Source organism: Verrucomicrobiia bacterium, from assembly GCA_035489575.1.
In the GTDB taxonomy this organism is placed as follows: Bacteria; Patescibacteriota; Saccharimonadia; order Saccharimonadales; family JAGQNK01; genus DATHJY01.
In genome coordinates, this window is sequence record DATHJY010000001.1 from 12,430 (window position 1) to 36,013 (window position 23,584).

General features: G+C 52.4%; 28 protein-coding genes. 16 read left to right on the plus strand and 12 right to left on the minus strand.

From position 1 onward, the window contains the following. Positions 1 to 29 precede the first annotated feature (29 nt). Positions 30 to 2,195, plus strand: a complete 2,166-nt coding sequence (locus VK694_00075) for a UvrD-helicase domain-containing protein (protein HTE57117.1) — start codon at positions 30 to 32, stop codon at positions 2,193 to 2,195. Between the two features lie 151 nt (positions 2,196 to 2,346). After that, the gene (locus tag VK694_00080; protein HTE57118.1) at positions 2,347 to 3,528 is read left to right on the plus strand and encodes a ubiquitin-like domain-containing protein; all 1,182 of its coding nucleotides are present in this window, start codon (positions 2,347 to 2,349) and stop codon (positions 3,526 to 3,528) included. Between the two features lie 81 nt (positions 3,529 to 3,609). On the opposite strand, the gene VK694_00085 is transcribed toward VK694_00080, so the two are convergent. Together VK694_00085 and VK694_00090 are read right to left on the minus strand one after the other, a co-directional pair. Beyond that, the gene (locus tag VK694_00085; GenBank protein ID HTE57119.1) at positions 3,610 to 4,260 is read right to left on the minus strand and encodes a class I SAM-dependent methyltransferase; all 651 of its coding nucleotides are present in this window, start codon (positions 4,258 to 4,260) and stop codon (positions 3,610 to 3,612) included. Continuing rightward, positions 4,260 to 5,030 carry a phytanoyl-CoA dioxygenase family protein gene (locus VK694_00090; GenBank protein HTE57120.1) on the minus strand — a complete coding sequence of 257 codons (771 nt, stop codon included), beginning with the start codon at positions 5,028 to 5,030 and terminating at the stop codon, positions 4,260 to 4,262. Before VK694_00090 ends, VK694_00085 begins: the two co-directional genes overlap by 1 nt. A 55-nt stretch (positions 5,031 to 5,085) precedes the next feature. Between VK694_00090 and VK694_00095 the strand changes: the two genes are divergently transcribed. After that, entirely contained in the window at positions 5,086 to 5,511 is a 426-nt protein-coding gene (locus VK694_00095; protein ID HTE57121.1) for a PPC domain-containing DNA-binding protein, read from the plus strand. Here the strand turns inward: VK694_00095 and VK694_00100 are convergent. Continuing rightward, on the minus strand, positions 5,508 to 6,845 hold the full coding sequence (locus tag VK694_00100) for a radical SAM protein (protein HTE57122.1): 1,338 nt from the start codon (positions 6,843 to 6,845) through the stop codon (positions 5,508 to 5,510). The two genes, VK694_00095 and VK694_00100, sit on opposite strands and share 4 nt — an antisense overlap. 41 nt (positions 6,846 to 6,886) lie before the next feature. Here VK694_00100 and VK694_00105 point away from each other — a divergent pair, with 41 nt between their 5' ends. Then, entirely contained in the window at positions 6,887 to 7,153 is a 267-nt protein-coding gene (locus tag VK694_00105) for a hypothetical protein (protein HTE57123.1), read from the plus strand. Then, complete coding sequence (locus VK694_00110) at positions 7,150 to 7,338, plus strand: hypothetical protein (GenBank protein ID HTE57124.1); 189 nt, start codon at positions 7,150 to 7,152, stop codon at positions 7,336 to 7,338. Before VK694_00105 ends, VK694_00110 begins: the two co-directional genes overlap by 4 nt. Here the strand turns inward: VK694_00110 and VK694_00115 are convergent. Beyond that, positions 7,335 to 8,411 carry a Fic family protein gene (locus VK694_00115; GenBank protein HTE57125.1) on the minus strand — a complete coding sequence of 359 codons (1,077 nt, stop codon included), beginning with the start codon at positions 8,409 to 8,411 and terminating at the stop codon, positions 7,335 to 7,337. The genes VK694_00110 and VK694_00115 overlap by 4 nt on opposite strands. 95 nt (positions 8,412 to 8,506) lie before the next feature. On the opposite strand from VK694_00115, the gene rsmA reads away from it, so the two are divergent. The 3 genes from rsmA (at position 8,507) to VK694_00130 (ending at position 11,659) form a co-directional block, all read left to right on the plus strand. Beyond that, positions 8,507 to 9,307, plus strand: a complete 801-nt coding sequence (gene rsmA, locus VK694_00120; protein HTE57126.1) for a 16S rRNA (adenine(1518)-N(6)/adenine(1519)-N(6))-dimethyltransferase RsmA — start codon at positions 8,507 to 8,509, stop codon at positions 9,305 to 9,307. A 31-nt stretch (positions 9,308 to 9,338) separates the two neighbouring features. Next, on the plus strand, positions 9,339 to 10,943 hold the full coding sequence (locus VK694_00125) for a hypothetical protein (protein HTE57127.1): 1,605 nt from the start codon (positions 9,339 to 9,341) through the stop codon (positions 10,941 to 10,943). A 251-nt stretch (positions 10,944 to 11,194) separates the two neighbouring features. Beyond that, the gene (locus VK694_00130; protein HTE57128.1) at positions 11,195 to 11,659 is read left to right on the plus strand and encodes a MarR family winged helix-turn-helix transcriptional regulator; all 465 of its coding nucleotides are present in this window, start codon (positions 11,195 to 11,197) and stop codon (positions 11,657 to 11,659) included. A gap of 145 nt (positions 11,660 to 11,804) precedes the next feature. Here VK694_00130 and VK694_00135 read toward each other — a convergent pair whose 3' ends face one another. Further along, positions 11,805 to 12,170, minus strand: coding sequence for a hypothetical protein (locus VK694_00135; GenBank protein HTE57129.1), 366 nt, complete (start codon positions 12,168 to 12,170; stop codon positions 11,805 to 11,807). Here VK694_00135 and VK694_00140 point away from each other — a divergent pair, their 5' ends adjacent. After that, positions 12,171 to 12,491 (plus strand): hypothetical protein, encoded by a 321-nt coding sequence (locus VK694_00140; GenBank protein HTE57130.1) that lies wholly within the window; start codon positions 12,171 to 12,173, stop codon positions 12,489 to 12,491. 260 nt (positions 12,492 to 12,751) lie between these two features. Next, positions 12,752 to 13,246, plus strand: coding sequence for a hypothetical protein (locus VK694_00145; protein ID HTE57131.1), 495 nt, complete (start codon positions 12,752 to 12,754; stop codon positions 13,244 to 13,246). Positions 13,247 to 13,249: 3 nt separating this feature from the next. Here VK694_00145 and VK694_00150 read toward each other — a convergent pair whose 3' ends face one another. Together VK694_00150 and VK694_00155 are read right to left on the minus strand one after the other, a co-directional pair. Further along, positions 13,250 to 13,888 (minus strand): hypothetical protein, encoded by a 639-nt coding sequence (locus VK694_00150; protein ID HTE57132.1) that lies wholly within the window; start codon positions 13,886 to 13,888, stop codon positions 13,250 to 13,252. A 481-nt stretch (positions 13,889 to 14,369) separates the two neighbouring features. After that, entirely contained in the window at positions 14,370 to 14,636 is a 267-nt protein-coding gene (locus tag VK694_00155) for an HNH endonuclease (GenBank protein HTE57133.1), read from the minus strand. 316 nt (positions 14,637 to 14,952) lie between these two features. On the opposite strand from VK694_00155, the gene VK694_00160 reads away from it, so the two are divergent. Then, the gene (locus VK694_00160) at positions 14,953 to 15,699 is read left to right on the plus strand and encodes a hypothetical protein (GenBank protein ID HTE57134.1); all 747 of its coding nucleotides are present in this window, start codon (positions 14,953 to 14,955) and stop codon (positions 15,697 to 15,699) included. Here VK694_00160 and VK694_00165 read toward each other — a convergent pair. Beyond that, positions 15,689 to 16,567 carry a hypothetical protein gene (locus VK694_00165; protein HTE57135.1) on the minus strand — a complete coding sequence of 293 codons (879 nt, stop codon included), beginning with the start codon at positions 16,565 to 16,567 and terminating at the stop codon, positions 15,689 to 15,691. The two genes, VK694_00160 and VK694_00165, sit on opposite strands and share 11 nt — an antisense overlap. Positions 16,568 to 16,677: 110 nt before the next feature. Here VK694_00165 and VK694_00170 point away from each other — a divergent pair, with 110 nt between their 5' ends. From VK694_00170 to VK694_00185, 4 genes are all read left to right on the plus strand, one after another. Next, positions 16,678 to 17,031, plus strand: coding sequence for a hypothetical protein (locus VK694_00170; protein ID HTE57136.1), 354 nt, complete (start codon positions 16,678 to 16,680; stop codon positions 17,029 to 17,031). Positions 17,032 to 17,093: 62 nt separating this feature from the next. Then, on the plus strand, positions 17,094 to 17,549 hold the full coding sequence (locus VK694_00175; GenBank protein HTE57137.1) for a YbhB/YbcL family Raf kinase inhibitor-like protein: 456 nt from the start codon (positions 17,094 to 17,096) through the stop codon (positions 17,547 to 17,549). Between the two features lie 5 nt (positions 17,550 to 17,554). Beyond that, the gene (locus VK694_00180; protein ID HTE57138.1) at positions 17,555 to 18,196 is read left to right on the plus strand and encodes a peptide deformylase; all 642 of its coding nucleotides are present in this window, start codon (positions 17,555 to 17,557) and stop codon (positions 18,194 to 18,196) included. Positions 18,197 to 18,291: 95 nt separating this feature from the next. Further along, the gene (locus VK694_00185; protein HTE57139.1) at positions 18,292 to 19,386 is read left to right on the plus strand and encodes a CHAP domain-containing protein; all 1,095 of its coding nucleotides are present in this window, start codon (positions 18,292 to 18,294) and stop codon (positions 19,384 to 19,386) included. A gap of 140 nt (positions 19,387 to 19,526) precedes the next feature. On the opposite strand, the gene VK694_00190 is transcribed toward VK694_00185, so the two are convergent. Both VK694_00190 and VK694_00195 read right to left on the minus strand, forming a co-directional pair. Beyond that, positions 19,527 to 20,339 (minus strand): hypothetical protein, encoded by an 813-nt coding sequence (locus tag VK694_00190; GenBank protein HTE57140.1) that lies wholly within the window; start codon positions 20,337 to 20,339, stop codon positions 19,527 to 19,529. Between the two features lie 290 nt (positions 20,340 to 20,629). After that, a complete protein-coding gene (locus VK694_00195; protein ID HTE57141.1) occupies positions 20,630 to 21,196 on the minus strand; it encodes a hypothetical protein in 567 nt (188 codons plus the stop codon). A gap of 195 nt (positions 21,197 to 21,391) precedes the next feature. Between VK694_00195 and VK694_00200 the strand changes: the two genes are divergently transcribed. Continuing rightward, positions 21,392 to 22,594, plus strand: a complete 1,203-nt coding sequence (locus VK694_00200; GenBank protein ID HTE57142.1) for a DEAD/DEAH box helicase — start codon at positions 21,392 to 21,394, stop codon at positions 22,592 to 22,594. Positions 22,595 to 22,600: 6 nt separating this feature from the next. On the opposite strand, the gene VK694_00205 is transcribed toward VK694_00200, so the two are convergent. Together VK694_00205 and VK694_00210 are read right to left on the minus strand one after the other, a co-directional pair. Beyond that, positions 22,601 to 22,963, minus strand: a complete 363-nt coding sequence (locus tag VK694_00205) for a nucleotide pyrophosphohydrolase (protein HTE57143.1) — start codon at positions 22,961 to 22,963, stop codon at positions 22,601 to 22,603. Positions 22,964 to 23,058: 95 nt separating this feature from the next. After that, on the minus strand, positions 23,059 to 23,553 hold the full coding sequence (locus VK694_00210; protein HTE57144.1) for a hypothetical protein: 495 nt from the start codon (positions 23,551 to 23,553) through the stop codon (positions 23,059 to 23,061). Between the last annotated feature and the right edge of the window lie 31 nt (positions 23,554 to 23,584).

Sequence of the window (23,584 nt, forward strand, 5' to 3'; positions counted from 1 at the left end):
TTGCCTCTGTTAGTTGGTACAATTAGCTGATGTCTGAAGATCTTTTGGTGGGACTGAATTCTGAACAACAGCGGGCGGTAGAAAGCACCGATGGTCCGTTGCTGATTTTGGCCGGTGCTGGCAGTGGCAAGACCAAGACACTAACCCACCGCATTGCTTACCTGATCTCTACTGGCAAAGCTACGCCCTACAACATTCTGGCCGTGACCTTTACTAACAAGGCGGCCAAAGAAATGCGCGAGCGAGTGGCAAGGTTGTTGGGCCAGAGTTCTGACAACCGCAGCTTTATGCCCTATATGGGAACCTTTCACAGCATTTGTGTGCGCTTGTTGCGGCAGGACGGCGAGCATGCCGGCATACCCAAAAACTTTGTCATCTTTGACGAGAGCGACCGCCAAAGCGCAGTCAAGCAGGCTAGCAAAACAGCCATGATAGACGAGAAAAGCTTTTCGCCCAAAACCATCAGCAGCATAATTTCTGGTGCCAAGAACGAACTGATCTCGCCACAAGATTACGTGGACGTGGCCAGTGGTCCCATGCAGCGGGCGGCTGCTCAGGTTTTTCCGCTGTACCAAAAAATCCTAAAGGACAATAATGCCCTGGATTTTGACGACCTGATATCTCGCACCGTTAACTTGCTGCAAACCCAAAAACAGATCCGTGACAAATGGCGAGAGCAATTTCGCTACGTCATGATAGACGAATACCAAGACACCAATGCGGCGCAGTACAAGCTGGTCAAACTATTGACAAATGATAATAAAAATATTGCAGTAGTCGGTGACGACTGGCAGTCGATCTATAGCTGGCGCGGTGCAGACTTCCGCAACATCCTGAACTTTGAGCGGGATTATCCAAAAACTATCATCATCAAACTAGAGCAAAACTATCGCAGCACCCAGGCTATCCTGGAGGCCGCCCATAAAGTTATCACCAAGAACCAACAGCGCTCGGACAAAAAGCTGTGGACGGACAGCGGCCGCGGGCATGAGGTAAGTGTGCTGCAGGTGGCCAACGAGCGGGCCGAAGGCGAAGCGCTGGCCCGACGCGTCCAAAATGCAGTAGACGCCAAGTTCCGTGCCTACAAAGACTTTGCTATTTTGTACCGCACCAACGCTCAGTCCCGAGCTATCGAAGAAACATTTATTCGCTACGGTGTGCCATACCGAATCGTCGGTGGGGTACGGTTCTATGACCGCAAAGAAATCAAAGACATCATGGCGTATTTACGGCTGATTTATCAGCCAGAAGACCGTGTCAGCTTCGAGCGTGTTGTGAACGTTCCCACGCGTGGCATTGGTACCAAATCGGTCCAGAACTTCTTTGAATGGAAGACAGTTAACGAGTTAAGTTTGCAACAAGCACTAGAACACATACGTGACCATCCAAACTTAACAAGTAAAGCAAAGAAAGGACTGCTGGAACTAGGCGAGATGCTGAACGCCCTGCGGGACATTGCTGCGGACGTGCCGTTGCCGGCCTTGCTGGACAGTCTGCTGCGCCGGTTGGACTACTTTGCTTACTTGGACGACGGCACGCCGCAAGGCGAATCGCGTGCCGAAAACGTCCGTGAGCTGGTGGGTGTGACGCAGAGCTACCAGGACTTGGGGCTGGACGGTTTCCTGGAAGAGATGGCACTGATCAGCGATCTTGATAGTGCCGAGTTTAGCAACAACGCTGTCACGCTCATGACCATCCACTCTGCCAAGGGCTTGGAATTTCCGGTGGTCTTTATGATTGGCATGGAAGAAACAGTCTTTCCACATTCGCGGGCATTGTATGAGCAGAACGAAATGGAAGAAGAGCGGCGGCTGTGCTACGTAGCCATGACCCGCGCCCGCGAAGAGCTGTACCTGAGCTATGCCACCTCGCGCATGTTGTACGGCGGCATGCAGCACAATCCGCCATCACGTTTCCTGAGCGAGTTTGACGCCAGTTTTCAGACAGACAGTGTCAGTCTGGGCGGCCAGGCCTGGCAAAATACTTACGAACAAGAAAGCTACGACGATCTGCCCACGACGGTCATCGACGAACCACACTATGTACCAGATCTGAACGAAGGCGACGCGGTCAAGCACGACGTCTTCGGCCAGGGCACGGTCATGGAGGTGGACGGCGACAACGTAGTCATTTACTTTAAAGGAAAAGGCGCCAAGAAGCTGAATGTCGCATTTGCCCCGCTCCAAAAAATCTAGCAAGCAAATTTTCAGGTGTCCATTTAGTGGGTGGGACCAGGGGAGTATCCAGGGGGCGGTTCAATAGCGTGACCTTTTTTGCTACACTGGTGGGTAGCTAGACGGGTAGGGGCCAGTGGGTATGTATGGTTTTTACCTTAGCGACTTATCTATGATTCGCAAAAAACTCCATCTCAGCGACGCGGACAAAGAGTACGTGGAGCGCATGAAGAGGCACCCGTTCGTTGTGCCGGTGAGCACTTTTTTGGTACTGTTTTTCATTACACTCATCAGTGTCATTATCTTTAACGGTCGAGACGTGGTGCCGTCGGACTCGCACGTTATCGAGCTATCTATGGACGGCACCAAGCAATCTATTCCCACCCGTGCCAGCACCGTGGGTGAGTTTTTGGAGCGCGCCAATATTACTTTGGGAGAAAAAGACATTGTCGAGCCAGCCAAAGACACCACCATCTACGACGAAGAGCTTCGTATCAATGTCTATCGGGCCAGGCCGGTGACTATCGTAGAGGAGAATGGCTTGCGCACCTTTGCGTACAGCGCTGCCACCACACCGCGGAGTGTAGTTCAGCAGGCTGGTGTCACCGTCTACCCAGAAGACAATCTGTCTTCGGAAGTGCCAGACAACTTTCTGAGAGAAGGGGTCTTGGGCGAAAAGGTGGTGATAGATCGCTCGACGCCAGTCAATATTAATCTGTACGGTACCCACGTGCCGCTGCGCACACATGCCAAGACGGTGGCCGAGTTCTTAAAGGAAAAGAACGTGCAGCTTAGCAAAGACGATACGGTGCAGCCCGCACCGACCACACTCATCACGCCCGAGATACAAGTATTCGTGCTGCGCAGTGGTACGCAGATTGCTACCGCAGAGGAGGCTATTCCTATGCCGCTCGAATATATTGAAGATTCCTCGCTGTCTGCCGGGTCGCAGGCTGTTCGGCAAGCCGGTGCACCTGGTAAAAAAGTGGTGACGTATCAAATTGAGTTGGTGAACAGCAAGGAAGTGTCGCGTAAGAAAATTCAGGAGGTCATTGCCTCGCCACCCATAAAACAGATTGTGGCTCGTGGACCCCAGAGCAGCTTTGGCCAGGCTTTGGCCCGGCTGCGGCAGTGTGAGGCCGGGGGCAATTATGCTATTAACACGGGCAATGGGTTTTATGGGGCGTATCAGTTTAACGTCAGCACCTGGAATGGCTATGGCGGCTTTACGTATCCGTCTGACGCACCTGCCGGCGTACAGGACCAAAAAGCTACTGAAACTTACCAGCGTCGTGGTTGGCAGCCATGGCCTGGTTGCACCAAGAAGCTCGGACTACAAGACACTTACAGGTAGTAAGGGAACGGGTAGGTTCGTTCCCCCAACCCCATGGAACAGGTTTCATAGGGATCTCGGCATCGACAGACTGCGACCGGGTTATTTTTCGGCGATAATCTGGCGATATACGGCTGCGCCACTGCGATATAGTTCGCCCATGTAGAGGATGTCAGAGCGCAATTGATCTACCGCCATTTGAGCATGGGATTGCTCGTAACCTTCATATTGATAGAGTCGTGGAAAAGCGTCTAAGAGGACCGGGGAAACTTGCGTGTCATATGTCGTACCAAAGCGCTCTTCGCTTAAAAATTCACCGGCCTCTTCGGTGAGGTCGGTTACTTCTGTCAAGCCAAAGCCAGCTGCTTCTATTTGTCTGCTGAAAGTGTTGATATTGTGAAATCCATTAGAGCTAGTGCTCCAGTTGTTACGCAACATAGTCAGTTGCTCGTCGGTGATCATATTAGTGACAAACCAGTCATCCACGCCAAGTCGCCCACCCGTAGCCAGGGCGCGGTAGCTTTCGTCTATAACTGCACCGGGATCATCGACGTGATAGATGGCGTTAATTGAGTACACGTGATCGATAGCCTCGTCACCAAATGGTAGCCGTTGCATGTCTCCTTTGGCTGCCATAGTATAGTCCGAGCCGGTCTGTTCGGACATGCGTTGTAGGTTGCGCAGCTGGTTAATGCTGATGCTCAGCCCAACGACTGCCGCACCGGTGGCCTCTGACAATAAGAGGTCAGACACTAGACCGTAGCGATAGGCTGGGCGGTACCTTCATAGATTGGCAGGACTGGAGTGAGTCGTGGGTCTAAATCATGCTGTGCCTGTTTGTGCCACCCTGCTGGGGGGAGGCACCGATTGCGGACAATCAGGGCCTTGATGGGTTCGGCGAGCGTATCGAACCGTGGTGCGTACGCAATGGTCAGGCAGGTTCGCCAGGTATCTGCCTGGTTAGCGTGAGTGGCATGGAGGAGTCGGCGGTCGCCAATGAAGAGCTCGCCTGTCTTTATCGGCACGTCTATCTCATCGCTGCGGAGAGCAGCATCATGAGGCTGCTGGTGTCGCTGTTTATGGGGCCACAGGTGTGATGAAGGCACAACACGCAGACAGCCGTTTTCTGGTGTTGTGTCCTGCAGGTAGTAGATCAGAAATAATTCGGCCGGTTCTGCCATATCGTATTCATAAAAAAGGTCCGAGTGCCATGCCAAGCCAGCTGCTTGTGGGGGTTTGGTCGAGACATAAAAATTATGGAGTTTAGGAGCCGAAAAGCCCAGCGCAGAAAGGGTCTCCATGGTTTTTGGCCATGTCAGTAGGTTTACGATTACGGGGTCGTGATAGTCTGCAACCACAAACGCACCAGCGTCGCCAAAATTTCCCTTTGCCATAGGAGCCAAGGCGTCCTGGCTAAATCGCTCTTTAAGTGACTGAAGCATGTCACTATCAATGATGTTCGGAATAACACAGTAACCGCGCTGTGCCAGTGTGTCTCTAAGTTGCCTAGATCCCATTTTCATAGCAGTAGTATACCTAATTATAGATGGCATGGTATGATTGCGCTACACTGGGTGCATGACGTATAGATTTGATGGATACAATTGGCTGGTGCGTTTTGACAGGGGCGAAAAGCTGATCGAGGGACTTACTAAACTTGTTAAGGATGAAAATATTAAGGGCGTATGGGTTAGTGGTCTGGGCGCTGCCGAAGGGGCGGAGGTGGGTTTTTATAACTTAGAAACCAAGGCCTACCAATGGAAAAAGTTAGACGGTCTACTAGAGATTACCAGCTTGCAGGGTAACGTGGCGTGGGAGGATGATCAGCCGGTGCTGCATATTCATGGCACTTTTAGTGACCACAGCCTACAGGCTTTTGGTGGCCATATAAAGGAACTGCACGTGGGCGGCACCTGCGAAGTATTGTTGCACCGCTGGTATGAGCAAGAGGGGCTGCACCGTACCCTGGATAGCCAGACTGGCTTGCATTTGCTAGACCTCTAAGTTGGTGCCTCGGCCTTGGCAAGTACCTCTTTGATCTGGCCCCATACACTTGTCCGAATATGCAAAATAAGTTTCATGAGATCCTGGCTATATACAGAGGGGTTATCAAAATTACCCCCTTCTTCCAGGGAATCACCGTCCCGCCACCGGTTTGCCTGAAGTCCGGCCCCGCAGATATTTACAATGTGACACTTTTGGCATGTGGCGGACAACGCTTGTTTGCCCAGGCGGTAGCGGACGACCTTGTGATGTTGGGCCGCCTCGTCGATGCTGTGTGTTTCGACATTCATGGGCTGGCCTTTGGCGTCGAGCAAGGCGATGGCACCATCGCCTATCGACCTATAGCTATCGGGTAGAGCCATGTTGCCGTTGGCTTCGATGGTGAGGTTTCTGGCAAATGAGTTGCCAACGTACTCAGCTTTCGCGCTCAGCCCGACGGCCAGTCGTTGGATGGATCGGAAAAGACGGATAGATATTCGCCCGGCATCCTCTTGGGCCCAGCGGTCATAGAGTGGAATGAGCCAGTCTGCATAGGGTGTCGATGCTCCCGGTTGGTCGTAGTCTGATGCATAGCCGGGCGGAAGCAACGAATGGTGTGCAAGCGGGAATAGCAGGTCAAACGAGGCAGCCCCAAATTCTGCTTGAGTCAGTGTGTCGTAAACCTTGTGCGGGTCTGCCTGCAAATTAATTACACTCAACAGACCCAGGGCGGATTTACTGCCACCTTCTGTATTCCATTCTGCAAAAGTCCGGATACCCGCAGCGACGTCTGCAAAGCTGCCACTGCCATCACGCTTGATGCGCAAAGCATCGTGAGTTTCTGGGTCTCCGTCCAGGCTGATGCCTATCTTTATACCCGTCTCGTGCAGCATGTCCAAGACCTCAGGGTGCTTGGCTATGAGCGTGCCGTTGGTCTGCATGTTGAAGTCTGCCCGGTCGCCCAACGTGTCCCTAAAGTTACGGGTAACTATCCGATAGTAATCTCTGTCCAATAGATAACTTAGGAGCGGCTCACCCCCATGAAAGATGATCTTCACATTCTCTAGGTCGTGTTCTTCCGCGTGCTCTCCAATTTGAACAGCTGCCTGTTCGGCCACTTCATAGCTCATAGCAGCAGGTTGTTGCAGATAACTTTTGTCCCTCAGCTCATACATATAACAGTAAGTGCAGGCCAGATTGCACAATTCGTATGTTTTAAGAATGAACTCAGTAGTCTTTGGATCGTATCCTTCTGGCGGCTCAGGCGCCTCCAGATTTTTGGGGCTTCCGGGAAAAGGCAAAAAAGTAACAGGCGTCGGTGGTCGTTCTTGTTCGGCCGACGGCCCGTCTGTCATAATGGAGCATTGTAAAGCATAAGCGGTTTGAAAGGAATGAAATGGAAAACAGTCCGTCATCGTCCCCTAATGCTGAGGTTCAGCAGCCCGAAGGGCCTATGAGTCTTACTGGAGCAGAGGTTGAACCGGTACCAGTGGACAGTAATGTTGAGGTTGATAGAGAGCGATTGCAGCAGGGCATAGAAGCGGGTGAAATCGATCCCAGTACCTTACCTGCTGGCTTACAAGATGTGCTGGCAGATGACACCGACCTAAGGGTTGGTATGGGCTTTAATTCTGCCGCTGACTCATCTCAGGTAGATACATGAGCGAACGGGGCGAAGATTCTTCTGACAACGCCCAGGCTTATCTGGAGGATGCCCAGGAGCTGTACGACAAGATTGTGGCGGGTGAGGTTCGGCTAGAAGATCTGCCACCCGCTCTTCAGGCGGCATTCGAAGAGGAGGATACTGATTTTACCGGTGCAACCGGAACTGCCTCAGCTCCCTATTAGAAGTTATTCGGTTGTGTTTTCTGGGGCTCTTTAAGGAAGTGCCGCAAGCCCTCAGGATTAAACGATAACAGGAAATTACCAGCCTCGAATTTGCCTATGAACGCTTCGTACTGAAGGCGGTTGTGCCCGTCTCCATATTTTTTGATTGTGGGCGTAGCACGGGTAAAGCTCGGAGCTCCCGAGTCATAGAGTTGCTTTTGTCGTGTAAGATTCAGGAGTCGGACCGGATCAGTTGTGCCCGTTGCTGCTTCCTGAAACATGTGGCCGGTTGTACCTACTGCTATCCTGTAGGCCCACTCCTTGAGACTTAGAAAAATGTCCTGATCAAAATCTCTTGGCGCGCTGGGTGCCATGCCAGCGTTTTCAAGAGCAAGGTTCATGAGTATTCGCGATGCTCCGCCGTTCCATGCACGAAAGGGGTGAATGCTACTGAGTTTGCGCTGCATGCGCGCGGCGGCGTGTGTGGGGTTCCCCCTGGTCCTGCATGACTGATTATAGTCATTACAGACCTCATAAAGTAAGCTCTCTATCTCATCAGGTGGGGATTTGTAGTGGATAAGGCCGTAATGTGGGTCATCAGGTATGGGCGTGTCGAATTCTAGAAGTGGATTCGCATCTAGCGTGGCAATTTGCTCATCGGTACACACAATTGGCCGCAATACCCCACGATTGAACACGCCACCCCATGTGGTGCTCTCCCTCAACTTCCCGGCATTCTCCGGGTCTATTCTTTGCAGAAAGCGTCTGTTTAGTTCCTTTAGGCAGTCAACCGTAAGAGGTTGATTACCATATTCTCGGGCAAACAGTCGGGCACTTAGCCACCCCGCCCAGCCTTCATGACTAAACATTCTTTCTGGATATTTTGGTGCACCCATTATGACGGCTGACCTATGAAAAACGGGGTCAATAAACAGCGTAGTTTCAATGACCCGGAGGGCCGGATCGTTACCAAAGAGCTCCTCCTCGAGCTTGTATATTCGGTGTTCTAACTCCAGCGCCCGAGCCATAGATTCAACGCGTGGTTCATACGATTTCTCACACTGCTCTCTTGGCGTCACCTCTTGCTCGACCATATTTATTACTATGACTTACTTTTGACTACGCAGCAAGGTCGCGAACAGCGCATGGCTTGTGCCATCCTATTTCTTTTGAGTGATACACTGGATGGGTGAACGCCTCATCCTCATTGCCAAAGAAATCCCTTGGGCAGCACTGGCTGCGTGATGCTACTGTTCTGGCCGCCATGTGTGACGCCGCCGAGGTAGACGCCAAAGATACGGTGCTAGAGATCGGGCCGGGCCTGGGTACTCTAACCGAGCTGCTGACCAAACGGGCTAAAGCAGTTGTTGCCGTAGAGTTTGACCAGTCACTGGCCCAAGCACTGCCAGGGTCGGTTGAGGCTGATAATTTGTCTACAGTTCAACAGGATATCCTAAAATTCGACCTGACTACCTTGCCGCCCAAGTACAAGATTGTTGCCAATATCCCGTACTACTTGACCAGCAACCTTATACGCGTCATGAGCGAATCTATGAACCCGCCAGCTCTTGCCACGTTGTTGGTACAAAAGGAAGTAGCTATGCGGGTAGCGGCTACCCCGGGCGATATGTCGCTGCTGAGTGTGAGTGCTCAGTTTTATTGGGAGGTCAGTATTGGCCGAGAAGTACCGGCCGAGCTGTTTACGCCACCACCCAAAGTTGACTCGCAGATCCTAATACTCAAATGGCGCACCAAGCCCGCCTTTCCCGGAACGGATATACAATTGTTTTTCCAGGTGGTAAAAGCCGGGTTCTCGGCTCGTCGCAAGACACTCCTGAACTCTCTGAGCGGTGGCCTGCGGCTGGAGAAACCAGTGGTACAAGACTTGCTAGAGACGGCCGGTATAGCACCCGGTTTGCGCCCTCAGGCACTCAGCCTAGACCAATGGCACGCGCTTTATAAGGTCTATCACGAGCGCTTGCAGCCCTAACCTATAGCGCTTGTGATAAGATTACATATATATGGACCCACAAAACTCTGGGCCTAACGGGGTGCAACCTACAGGCGCACTCCCCAGTCCACAAACACCATACGATGTGATGCCCGCGCCGCAGCCACCAACTGTTGCTGGTCAGCCGCAGCCTGTACCGCAAGCGTACGGTTCGCCACGGTCAACTGTGCCTGGTCAGGGACAACCGCCAAAACAGGACAAGGGCCGGGGTATTTGGATCATAGTTGGGGTAGTGGCTGGGCTGGTAGTGCTGGCTATTGCGGCAGCGGTGATGCTGGCCATAAAAGGCGCAGACATCGATCCGCAAAAATCAGTGCGAGCCTACGATTCACCCGTAGGGCTACTGGCAGAATTCCAGGCCAGAGATATTAGAGCCGCCAAGTTTAAGCTATCTGCCAGCTACGCGTCGGGTGGTAGCTTTAACCGCGAGGGAAAATTATATCTAGAGCAGGGGCACGGTGCCTACGAAATGCTGACCGAAACTGACAAGGTCAACCAACTTATAAAAACCCTGTACACAAAGAAAGATCCCAAGGCGACATTCTCTGCCAAAGATCACGGTGCTACCCGAAATTTTAGCTATGACTTCAACGCACTGCTGGGCTACCAATACCTCTACGACCAAAACAGTACGGTAGGTGGCTATATTCCTGCGGTCCAGGGCGCCCAAAAAGATGTGCAAAAAGCTACGGCAGCTGCCATTACTGCCACCGAAGGTTGTGACGCGGCCTTGGCAGACGTCACGTCCAAGACGGGGCCAAACATGACCACCCGTAGTTTGTTCTTTGATTATTCCCAAGAGGGGCTGCGCAAAAAGGCCAGTGTCAGCTACGCTTCGCGTCAGACGCTGGACCGGTCGGTCCGCAACTTTTTTGAAAAGTGCTACAACCTCGAGAGCCCGATTGCTGCAGTCCAAAAAACGCTAGTGGAAAAACTCAAAGAGGACACCACCAAGACCCCGTCATTTATCTACTGGACCGAAAACGGCAAACTAAACCTGGTCATAGAACCCGACCTAGACACCATAGGCAAGGCCGAGCTGAAGTTCGAATTATCAGATCTCAACGCCGTGAGCGGCACTAAAGATGGGGAGACGTCGTCGTTTATAGAAAAGCGTAACATGTACGGATTGACCTACAGCCTCTGCCGGGTGCCGCCGGTAGTTGCCAGTAATACAACCACCGGCTATGTGTTCTTGCCCCAGGATGAGGCCTATAAATATCCAGCCGATACAGACAGCGTGTACTATTGCACCACCCAAGGGGTGTCGACGCAGTATCACTTGCCCACTAGCATGAACGTAAAATACGACAGCGGGGTACTGGCAACAGCGACCGGTGGCGCTATTCCTGAGCTCCAGACTATGCATGACATCCAGTACCAGATAGAGAAATTCAATAGCGCTAACAAGCGATACCCATCCTCGAACGAATTCAACGACCTGATCAATAACAATATGGAAAAACTCACAGGTATCGCCCAGGGGTTGGCGCGAGGCAAGCTAGTGGCATACACGGCAGCGCCAGGGGAGTGCGTGGGCAATTGCAATGACTATTCCCTTGCCTTCTCGCCGCAGACTGGGCTCAAGCTAGGCTTTGCAGCCTACGAGCCGTAGAGCTCCCCTGCCCTCGGTTTTCACAATCTCCGCACTTGAGCCTCCAGTGCATTTTCTCGCCGAGAACCGGAGCGAGCCGTACAAATGGTACGGTGAAGTGAGGATCACAGGCGAAAAATGTGCTGGAGGCCAAGAGCACCAGGGCAGGGCGGGCTTTGCCCGGCTTGGACTGGTGTGGTGCGGAGGTTGTGAGACTTGACGTGTTAAGTATGAGCCCACTACAATAAGGGCACTTCCCCGGAGGAATTGTTATGAAGCCTACAAACAATATCGGTTACCTGCTGCAACATACCGCTTCTACCCTGGCCCGCCAATCTGACCAAGTATTGCAGGAGCGGCTAGGGATAGGCTTTTCACAGTTCAAAATACTCATGACACTGCAGTGGAATCCCAGTGTCCAGCAAAAACACATAGCCGAGAGCCTGGGCCAGACAGAGGCCAGTATTTCGCGCCAAATAAAACTGATGCACGAGGCCAGTTTGTTGCAGAGCAAAATCAGCCCCCGCAACAAGCGCGAGCATATCACCACTCTGACCCACAAAGGCCAACGCCTGGCAGATGAAGCCCTGAATGTACTGAATGGTTATCACGCTCCCATGTGGGAGGCCATTGGCGAGAAGGGCCAACGCCAGCTGATAGAACTACTCAGAAGCATGCACCAAGAAGCCTGCAAAGGCGACAAGCCTGGTCGCTGTCACCAGAGCTACCTCGATTAAAGATTGAAGTGTGGATTTCGCCGTCTACGGCTCATCAGCGAGACTTTTTTGAATATTCTCGGATCCTACCCACGGGTGTTTTTTTGTGCGATTGCACACACCCGTGGGCTTTACTTTTTGGCTTGTGACTAGAGGGGGTGGTGGCCTAGCTGGTCTGCTCGGGCAGCAGTGACGAAAACAGGGGGTAGTACTCGGAAGCGAGCTGTCGGATGGATTCCTCTAGCTGCGAGAGCAGCGGCTCGAGTTCGTTGCACTCTTCGAGGATCTTCCTGACGGTGAAGGTGTCGGGATTCTCCAAGGTGATGATGAGAGCCGCGATTCTCGCGTCTTGCTGGCGGAGCTCGCTGGTCAGTACAGGCGCGAGGAGGTCGGCCCGCACGATGGCGTCGTGATACCAGGCCTTGATGGTCTGAAGGCGCTGGAGTGTCCGCTGGCGAGCAGCTGCACGTTCTTCTGGAGTCATCATGCCCCACGAGTTGGCGATTTCCTTTGCTCGCTTTGACGCTTCCACGTGCTCACGGATACTCGAGAGGAGGCAGAGGCCAAGGAAGGTCCACACAATGATCAGGAGGAGTACGAAGAGGTGCGGGACCCGGTCGGGATCGTCCTGCTCGCTTGTCACACTGTCCTGGCACTCGGCCGGGATGGTGCGGGGGCTCGTTTCTTCCTGGTTGATCGGAGTGATCTGAGCCACGGGGGAACACGGGTCGATGGACTGGGCACTGGCAGTGGTGGCGATGAGCCCAATGGTCAGCACCAGGCCGAGGCCGATGATTGCGGGTACGCATCTGCGCACGAGGCTTCTCCTTTCGAGAGAGCGAATGGGTGGTAGGGCAAATCAAAACTAGTTTTTAGCCAAAATGTAAAAGTTCTACCGCACAGAAGAGGGCAGCTAGTATATATTATATAATAAATAGATCATGCTGTCACTATTTTCGGATATGTTTTTGCTGTGTTGTGGGGACGGTTGGGTGAAAAAAATGTACGAAAACAGATACTTGACTAGTCTAGATATTAATTTATTGACAGTTTTATTTATGGCCAGTTATGCTCTAATAGCTACAATAAAATGTAACTCAAGAGGGTAACACCATGACAATAGATGGACGTAGTTCTTTGGGCCTGGAGCTAGAGGTAGACCAGCCCGTGGAATGTGACTTAAGGCAGCTTGATGACGCCGCCGGGCGTTTGATCGTTGATCGTATGGAGCGCAAAGGGTTGAGCCGCGAGGAAGCCATGACCGACTTGCTGAATTTTGCCGGGAGTGTGTTGAAAGAGAGCGTGGTGCATATTGATACGGGGCCAGTGTATGCGGGGTACCCAGAAGTAAGGCAGGCTGTTGCCGACACACAGCGTAACGCCGCAGCTCGTGGAAAAAAGATGGGTGTAGGCAGGGCTTTGACTGTGCTCATCGTAGCTGGTGCAGAAAAGAAAACAGATCGAGCCGCCGGACCAGGCGCTCAACCATCGGCACCCACTAGGACCAGGGCAGAGGAGATTGCCGAGGGTATTGACGATATTATTGCTGGCGGCGTGGACCTCATGAGAGGCATGTTTGGAAAGGACAGACGCGACAAGTCGGTATAAAAATTAAGTCGGCAGCGCCATATCATCTAGGATTCTCGGAAGCCACAACGCGCCAAGGCCAATTCCCGCTACGTGTCCGATAGCCGGCACGGTGTATTCGTGCGCATCCTCTATGCTCATAGTGGCCAGTGGTACTGTTCTTTCTATCCACGGACGAGCCACGCCGACAAGCTGCTTATCTGCCTCTGTCAGCCCGGGTATAGCTACTTCATGGCAATGAGTTACTGATCCTATAAACGCGGGGCTGGGCTTGCCCAGGCGGTGGAGGGCTCTGCGCTCCAGGTGCTGGGGGTCGCCTATGTGCAGCCGGCCACTGAGACTTATCACAGAAATGTTCAGATCTGGATCGCCGCTGCGCAGCCGGTGAAAGACGTTAACTGCCATGCTGCCACCGGCACTGGCGCCCACCAATGTAAGCTGGCCATAGGTACGCAACCTTTGTTCGGCCTGCTCTGTGGCGTGATCGAATAACTCCTGAAACGACTGGTCTCCGTGCCAGTCCACCAAAGCATGCTCTAACTCTATGCCGCGATGGCGTAAGTGGCTAAAGAATATTCTGTCTATCAGTGTCAGCTGTGTGGTTCCCAGCCCATGGAAATAGAGGCCATGGTACGGTGTAGGACTTTCTGATTCACGTTGCATGCCCTTAGTATAATCATTCAGTGCAGATGGGCGAGCACTAGCGTTTTACAGTCATTGGTGGTATAATGCAGTAGTCACCAAGAGGTGATACATTCATACATGGGGCTGAAATTATGCTCGACGTTGGACTTTATTGGTTAGATCAGCAGGCCGCTTGTCAGCGTATAGACAAACCTTGAACAAATGCAAAAACATTTTTCAACCGCGTAGCTAGCGTGTTTACACCCCAGCTCGCATTCGCTGCCTAATATATTTAGACAGCCGCGCCATACGTGACATCTTGGTAGCGTATGTGCGTGACATATTTTCCAAGGTTGCTTCTGGCAATTGATCCGTAGCCGGATTAAGACTTAGGATCAACCCGCTTTGACTTTTGGTCATTTTGACTCAGAGCGGTACCTTAAATGACCTATGCCTGTAGGATAGACTAATCAAATAAACTAGCGGACCCGGAGGGCAGTTCTCCGGCAGCTCCACCAAATTATAATTTTTCTTGTACTGGTTCATATCGAGCCAGTATTTCTTTTGCCCAAAGCACTGCATCTGTGGCGCGAATGCCCGAGGGCTGAGGCCTCACCCAAAGCTCTAGATTTTCGATTCGGTTGTCATCCCGGATGCCATTCTTGTGATGGATATTCTCATCTTTCTGAATAAAACGTCCGAGGTGTTCTTCCATTACAAGGATGTGCTCAAAAACATAATTGCCTCCGCTGCCTTGGGCACGAGGATGCCCTTTTTGAAAGGCCATTATGTATCCACTCTTCTTGTAGCATCCCGTACCATATTCCGGCTTTAGTTTATTGGTGCAACTTATACAGTTTCCGTATTTTGTAGAGTGGATGTTAACACCGCAGACCTTGCATAGGACTGATTTAGTCCTATGATAACGACAGCTAGGACAGTCTTTATGGTTGCTGCTAGGCTTAAACCCCTCGTGACAAGTACCGCATACTCGCATATGGAGGATTATAATGCATAAGCGAAATGGCCGCCAGCTCCACTTAAGTACCCGATTTCGACCGGGTGTTTTTATGGGGAGAACTACCTGTTATAGTATGTAATCTATGAGCGTGCAAGAGGCTGAAACAGGGGCGGTAACGACGTCTATCCACACCTACGTCCACCGTGAATACGAGAATCAGGTAGACGTTATAGGCGCTATTCATGTGGCTCAACTGCCATATTACGAGGCCATTCAAGGGCTTATTGACAGCAAGCATGACGACAATGGTGCGGTGGTCCACTACGAACAAATAATCAAAAATACTCCAGAGGAATTCCAGCAGGCGGGCCGGGCGGTAAGGGCTCGGGCGGAATGCGTACGGGTTATGATGCGCGGAGTATATGGCCTGTTTGGTGATTTAGAAGAGTGGGGCCTGGTGAAACAGACGAGTGCCATAACTCTCCGGGACGACTGGCAAAACTATGATGCTACGGAAATAGACTTGGCTCGGCGTCTCAGCTCTTTTGCGTTACGTCGGCATACTCTTTTCGTTAGGGGCATGAAGTGGCTGTACGAAGACATGGACCCCGAAGAAAGACAAAAGATGGTCAAAGAGGCCTTGATGGATAGAGAGGAGCGTCCTTTTTCTCCTAGGATTTTGAAATTACTCATTGGTGACTTAAGTAAGCAGATAGTTGACTATCGAAACGATATAGAGCTTGAAGCAGTTGATGGCCAAATACAGGATGATCCAGAAACCGATATGGTTCTTTTGTGGGGTGAGGGTCATCTGAAGGGGCTGGGTCAGGGGCTCTTGGGCCGCGGGTTTGTAAAAGTCGATGAAGACAAGCTTGTAGCTATGGATTGACGGCAATGTCTTGTGATTCAAAGTAGTCTGTTGTTTGCATGCCGAAGTCTACGGCCATCTCGATATCTTCTCCAAAGCGTAGCTTGATCGGGCCTATGGGGATTTCATAGTTCAGGCCCATGGCGGTGCGCAGCTCATCGTCAGGCTTTCTGGCGTAGATCTCGTGCTTAGCGCAATCCAGATAGAAAGTACCGGTGCGCAGCCCGATATATTTACCCTGCTGCAGCTGTTGAAGTAGCTGCTCGTTATCCTCCGGGGGCCTAGTACGTTGTTGGCGACCCTCTGGGTAGGCGACCTGGTGGTAGATGGACTGTATGTCGTTCAGGTGGGCGATGGTGAATTGGCTTAGCCGGGCTACGGCGGTCATCCTCTTGTCTTCTTCTGGGGTACTCAGACGAGCAGACAATTCCGTGGGATCAATAATTGTACTACGTCCAATCTGCGCTAGTTCTGCCAGTTCGGGGTGACTGCCCGGCTTAAAAATCTCTTCTAGCAGAGATGAACCCTGTAGCTTCCAGATGTCCTCGCTCAAATCGTAGTAATCTGAAACGCCATCTTCGATCTGGTGCTGTACGCCGGTGCCGGTAGCCATGTCGAATACGGTTATCCGCGTACCGTACTCCGTGACGCGCTCTTCTACAAGACAGTCTGTGGCGGCGGGAGGTATGTGCTCCTGTATGTCGGTGTCTAGGTTTGCATAAGGGGTAATGGTGGCGACATAGTTTTCGCCTCTAATTCCGCCTGCTTGGCGTACAAAATCCATATAGGCCTGGTGGGCCTGGTCTCTGACCAGTTGTATCTCGTCCCATACAGCCGGGTTGACTGCGCCGTTGGGGCTGTCGTGCTGACGCTCAATAATCATCGACATACAGTACAATGATTAGACCGTTTTTACAATATTGGCCTTTGTAAAAACTATTTGACTGTAAGTGGGTTGCAGCCTCTCTATCATACCTGTGTTAACAGAGGAGAAAGCCCATGCCAGAAACAGTAGGTGGTGGTGAGTCGAGGATAGAACCCATCCGGCCAGAGGAGGCCGCCGAGGCCTTTCATGTGCCGGATGAAGTTATTGGGGTGTTTAACGATCTGATAACTGAAGGATGCGTGAACGGACACGTGACTGTCATGCAAAAAGACGTGGTGAAACGGCTGGTCGATATGGGGGTGAGCCGTAAGGATATCTTTGATAAGGGGTGGCTGAATGTAGAGCAGCTGTTCGAAGGCGCCGGGTGGGAGGTTGGCTATGATCGCCCGGGTTACAACGAAAGTTACGAACCCTCTTTTACCTTCAGGGCACGCACTACTGCCAGCGGCCGGAGGCGAAGTTACTGATAGGTACTGACACTGTTACATTTCTAGCTGTTTAGGCGGTGCTTGGCCGCTACACTATACCCATGACTATAACCAGCACCGCATTTCAGAAGGGCGAACATATTCCTAAAGAGCAGGGCCATGCCGGGGGCAACGTCAGTCCACCGCTGACCTTTAGCGAGGTACCACCAGAGGCGAAAAGCCTGGTCTTGACGGTAGAAGACCTGGACGCACCTCATGGCACCTTTACCCACTGGCTTATCTACAATATGTCACCGGCAACCATGCAGATTCTGGCCGGTGGTACGCCCCTGGAGGGCACTCAAGCCACCAATGATTTTGGCAATCAGGCATACGATGGTCCTGCTCCACCCTCGGGTGCTCATCGGTATGTATTTAAGCTGTCTGCACTGGACAGCCCACTCAGTGGTGTCCGGCCAACCGATACCCGTCAACAGATTGACCAAGCCATGGAGGGGCATGTAATAGACGAGGCTCAGCTAGAGGGCTTGTACGCCGCCGATCAGGAGTCATCTTAGGGGCGGTGACAGAAAAGAGATACACCCAAGAAGCGCTTGAGTTACGAGTTCCACCCCACAGCGAAATACTGAACCAGGTAGCCAAAGAGGTAGACCCGGCAACGATAACCAGCCCTGAAATACAGGCCGATATAGGCAGGCTATTCCTGGTCGCCTATGGCCGCCAGGGCGATGACCGGTATCCTACGCTGGTGGGGCTGGCGGCACCCCAGATTGGGATACTGAAGCGCATTGTCCTCATTGGCATGAACCCGGTAAGCGGTGGCGAACAGCCAGAGTTGCAGGCATTTATCAATCCGGTCATTATAGCTCGATCAGAGGAGATGGTAGAGGGGCGTGAGAGCTGCTACTCGTCGTCTCGGGTATCCGGTATTGTAGAACGCCACAAATGGATAACCCTCCAGGGCTACGACCAGTTCGGCAATCAGACTACCCCGACGCTCGAGGACTTTCCGGCTCGCGTAGGCCAACATGAACTTCATCATTTGGATGGCATTCGGTTCCCCGACCTTATAACAGATGACAATCACCTCCATTGGGTAGAAGAAGATGAATTTGGAGACTATCGCCAATTCTGGAAGGATTGGCCCACCCTGTGCCCGCGGAGCCGCTGGGAGGACATCAAGGCGGGCCGTTTCGAAACATAATCTTTGTTAGATAACTCTCTTTAGGCATAAAACAGCTTATGCTATAGTGCTTTAGTAAATTTCATAAACTAAAGCTTTATGTGGGGGACTTTGGGGTGAAGCAGCGATTGTGGCTGTGGACAGGTTTCGGGCTGTTTCTAGTGGTGGCCGTATTGTCTGCGCCAAAAGTGCGGGCCGAAACAGGCGGCTACCCATACCCTAGCAAGCCGTGTGTTCATGCCCCGTATACGGTGCAGGGCGCGGGGCCCAACTGGTGCCCCAACTACGATTGGGGCGATAGACCGAACGACACCAGCCCGGCCAATGTTATATCGCCCTACGGCTATTATTACCGGAATTGTACAGACTACGCTGCCTGGAAGGTGAGCACCCTGGGGGTGGCGCCCGAGCGGTACAAAGGGTTGGGCGACGCCAAGACCTGGGCCATTCGGGCCCCACCCAAAGGTGTGCGGGTAGATAGCCGGCCGGCTGTTGGGTCGGTGGCGGTGCGTACCAGCGGGACGTTTGGTCATACCGCCTTTGTAGAAGAGGTGCGGCCAGACGGAACTATCCGAGTGTCACAGTACAACTATCGGGCAGACGGTACTTATTCAGAAAACGTGGGTACCCCTGCTGCCTTTGGTTTTGTCGCCTTTGTGCATTTTGAAGACTTTGGGACTGCGCCCCCGCCCGTTGCTGCACCCGCTGCTCCTCCGGTAGAAGCTGCTGCACCTGACGTCGAACCACCTCCACTGGCCGAACCGGCAGCCGAGGCACCGGCTGTTCTGGAAGATGCGCCAGAAGAGCTAGGGGAAGATCCGGAGGCTGAAGTTGTTGAAGCGACTCAGCCTGCATCAGAGCCTGAACCGGTCCAGGCTTTGGGTGCAGAGACGCCCCAAGAAGAACCAGAAACCATCGCGGTGGTGGCACGAGCTGCGATACCTCGAGCCGCTACGCCGGAACCGGCTGTCGTGGTTGCCGTCCAGCCTCGGCCAGAGGGAAGGGGCGCGGTGCAGCACCCACAGCCCACGTCTCAGACGCCGGTAGGGGCAGCAATTCCACAACCGTCTGCGGTATTGGCGGCAAAAGCGCCGCCTACCATGCCCTTATCCGGCGCATGGGATCTGTGGGCGGTGATGGGCCTGGCGGGGTGCCTCATTCTTAGAGAACTTATGAACATAAGAATGCGCTATCCTGGAAAAAGCATATAGAAAAGGACCTTTTGTATCGTAAAAACGACTAAAAGGTCCAGGGTGTCCCGGCGGAGATGGCTCGACGCCGGGTGGAAGCTTCTGACTTCCCGTCTTTGTAGGGTGAAGTGGGTTAGTTGGGGGTTGCTATGGACGGCTGGCTACTTGCGGCTGTGGGAGCGCCTCCGGTAGGGGTCCTCCAGTCGGGAGTTGACGAAGGCTCTGGTGGTGAAGACGCACACGTCGTACAGCACATGCACCACGATCGCAGCCCAGAGGCCGTAGTTGAACATGACGTAGAACAACACCATGCCGATGAACCAGGCGTTCGTCTTGCCGAACCAGCCCTGGTACTCGTGAGCTTCCTCGAACTTTGTCGCAGCGGAGAGCACGGCGGCGCCGAAGAGCCACTCGGGATGGCCGGTGAGTTGGGGCTCGAGAGCACCCAGGGTCTCCCAGTTGACGACCGGAATCATGATCTCGGTGTACCACCAGGCCACGAAGCCGTAGAAGATGGCGTTGAGGAACCGGAGGAGCACCATGGCGATGAAGAATCGCAACCAGCGGTAGATCAGCTCCTCGAAGAAGCCGGCGTTGATGCTGATCCACAAGCCTTTCCAGAAGGTCTCTCCTGGATCGTGCTCGCGTGGTACTTCTTTGACCACCTGGTAGATGCCGATCACCAGCGTGACGCCGATCGCCCAGGCGAAGATGAACGACACTTTGCCTATGGCGGCGCCGACGTTTCCATCCGGCTTCCACAGGTCGTCGAAGTCCATCACCATCCAGTCGCGGGCGAACAGGTAGCACAGCCAGTAGACGAAGAGGAACAGTACAAGTTCGACGAACTTGTACATGGTGATATAGAGCGGGGGGAGATCCAGGGGGTTGACGTATTCTTTCTCCCTTGACACTTTGGTGTCCTTTCCGTGGTTGAGCAGGGACACCTTACGCAAAAACCACACAGTTTGCATAAAATGGTCCTGCTCAAACCCGGGCTGGAGCAAAAGCGCTTCACATACAAAAGAACGACCCCAGAAGGGATAGGTAATTTATAACACTTTAATAATTATTAGTCAATATTCTGGTGAACTAAGGTGTCTGTCGTAGTTTCGCTTTTCGCTGTTTTCAGCTCGTCAGCAAGAACTTGCCGGTATAGGCACATTCATGGAAGCGAATTCGGCAAAGCAGACTAGAGGGATAGTGGGGAAAGCACACGGTGGGCGTGGCACCTATGTAAGCGTGCCACGCCCACTCATCATGTCTAGCGCGCGCTCTGGTCCAGCTTGCGCTTGGCGACGGCGCCGAAGGCCAGAGTTGTGGCCGCCAGGCTCAGTCGGAAGCCGTTGGTCAGCACGATGCGCGCGACGCTGGGCGTCGGCTTGCTGGGGCGCAAGAGGCTCACGTCGAACTCGCCTGGGGGCGACAGCAGCTTGATCACCAGCCGCAGGCCACGGGCCTGTGCACGGCTGATGGTGGGGCTGGCACTGGGGAAGACGCTGGGTACGAACCAGTTCCACAGCTTCTCGAGCACCATGGCCTCGAGCAAGGTCACGGGGAGCTTGAGGGCCAGGGCGGTCGCGTAGGTGATGGCCTCCTCGGACGTGGGCAGCTTGCCCTTGGGCTTGCTGTCCACTAGCTCCCTGACGTCCTGTGGCGGATTGCCGCCGAAGGTCTGCTGGGCGAACTGAACGACTTGGTCCACGTCCCACGCGTCTTCGCCGGGAGCGTCGGCCTGGGTGGGCTCGTCGTCGGTTGGGTCGACGGGCGTCTCGTTGGTTTGGGGTTCCACTAGTTCCACTTCGTGGTAGTCTGCTTGCCGGATGAACATCTCTGAAAATATCTCAGAAGATTTCGGTATAATACAATAATATTGCGCTTGTGTCCACGTAGGGGCATTGACATAAGCAGCGTGGTGTGCTACTATTAACCCTAATTGTTTTAGATGAATCCGAGTTGTTTCGTTAGTACTATGGTTTCATCCCGACAATCATGTACCAACTAAACAATCAAGGATTCTATTTTTATGTCCTCTAATTTCAAACAGCGACCTAGCCGGTCGAGACCTATCGGCCAACGCCGGGCCTATCATGCGGCGCCTCAGAGATCAAACAGAAAGGCTGGTCAATACATTGACCCCAGCCGATTTATTCGCGTAGCCAAATCAGTAACCGCAGAAGAATACGTAGCCAAACATCAGTTTGCAGACTTTGACGTGGACAAGCTTATCAAGGCCAACCTGACGCACAAGGGTTACCAGATACCTTCGCCTATTCAGGATCAAACCATTCCACTGGCCCTAGATGGCAACGACGTGATTGGTATTGCCAACACCGGTACGGGTAAAACAGCTGCTTTTGCTATCCCTATACTTAATACACTCATGCACGACAGGCAGTCCAAGGTGCTTATCATGGCTCCTACCCGTGAACTTGCCCTGCAGATTCAGGAAGAGTGCAAAGAGATCGCCCGAGGCAGCGGCCTATTCGGCGTCCTGCTTATTGGTGGCGTTAACATGAACCCGCAGCTGCGCGACCTAAAAAAAACTCCCCGAGTTGTTGTTGGTACGCCTGGTCGTATCAAAGACCACATGGAGCGCGGTACCCTGCGTTTAGAACACTTTAATATGTTGGTCTTGGACGAAGTCGACCGCATGCTAGACATGGGCTTTTTGCCAGACATGAAACGTATCTTGAGCCAACTGCCCACCAAACGTCAGTCGTTCTTCTTTTCTGCTACTATGGACGCTCCAGTCCGCCAGTTGATCGAAGGCTTTGGCCATGACCCCAAGATGGTATCGGTCAAATCCGGTGACACCGCTGACAGTGTGCACCAAGACGTTGTCCCTTATCGGGATGCCGACCACAAGATGGATTTGCTGCACGATATTTTGATAGATACCTCGGTCCAAAAGGCAATTGTCTTTGAGTCAACCAAGCGCAGTGCCGAACGTCTGAGTAAGAAGCTCGTAACTCGTGGCTTTCAGGCAGACTTCATTCATGGCGGCAAATCCCAAAGCCAGCGCCAGCGTGCCTTGGACAAGTTCAAGAAAAGCGACATAAATATCCTGGTTGCTACCGACGTAGCAGCTCGTGGTATTGATGTAGCTGACATCACGCACGTCATCAACTATGCCACTCCGCAGTCTTACGAAGACTACGTGCACCGTATCGGTCGCGCAGGTCGCGCAGGACGTACTGGCTACGCCCTGACCTTCGTCAGTAAGTAAACCGAGCTAGCTTAGCTCGTGCTTGATACGGGCGTCTAGTTCGTCCATAGTTTTCATGAATGCTGAAGCCAGGTCTATGTTGTACTTGCTGGCCAAAACCAGGATAGACCACAGGCAGTCACTCAACTCATGTGCTAACTTTTGGTCTATGTCATCCATGGCTCGCAGGCCATGTTTAGCCATGATAATCTTGGATAGGTCACCTACGTCACCTACGAATCCTGCCATCAACTGCTGCTCGTTCCAACTTACACCCTGCTGGGTTTGGTTGAGCTGGTCGTACTTCTTCCGTATTTCTACGGCTCTGTCGTTGAGCGTCTTGAAGTCCATTCTATAAGTATAACCCTGTCCCTTTTTGGCCGCGGACACATTCTAAATAATTAAGCCCCCTTGCGGGGGCTCATTGGTGCTAGACGCTTTTTTTAATATATTCGGGCATTCTCATAATTTTTACCCCCTAATTCTTAGCTTCCAAAGTACCTTAGTACTAATAATATTATAGCACCGATAAAAAGCATATTTGTGCCGATATCAAGAAGTGCTACCTTCTTGAGGTGTTGCTGCTTACAAAAAGCATAGGCTTCATTGTACTCCTCAAGCAGAAACACTAAGAATTTTCCCTTGCTATTATATCGCTCTTCTAACTTAGCCAATTCTTTTTGGTCTATGGGCAATGCCCAGGTCGTAGAACGCATTGCCCAAAAAAGTACACACAAGGCACCCAGGAATGATCCAAGCCCAATAGCGTAAAAAATCTGACTATCAAGTTTAGAGGGGAAGAATATGTCTCCCATTCCTCCGTTATTGTCGCCGGCGTAAAGAAAGCTAAGAAATACAAGCCCACCACCAATCAGGGTTAGAATCTTCACTCTTACTCCATCAAAGTCATGACAGATTTTGTCATATTTGCGTTGTAGTTCTTTGATAGTTATTTCGAGGACATCAATATTGATAGCCATGCTTACCCCACATGCCCACCACGTTTGATTT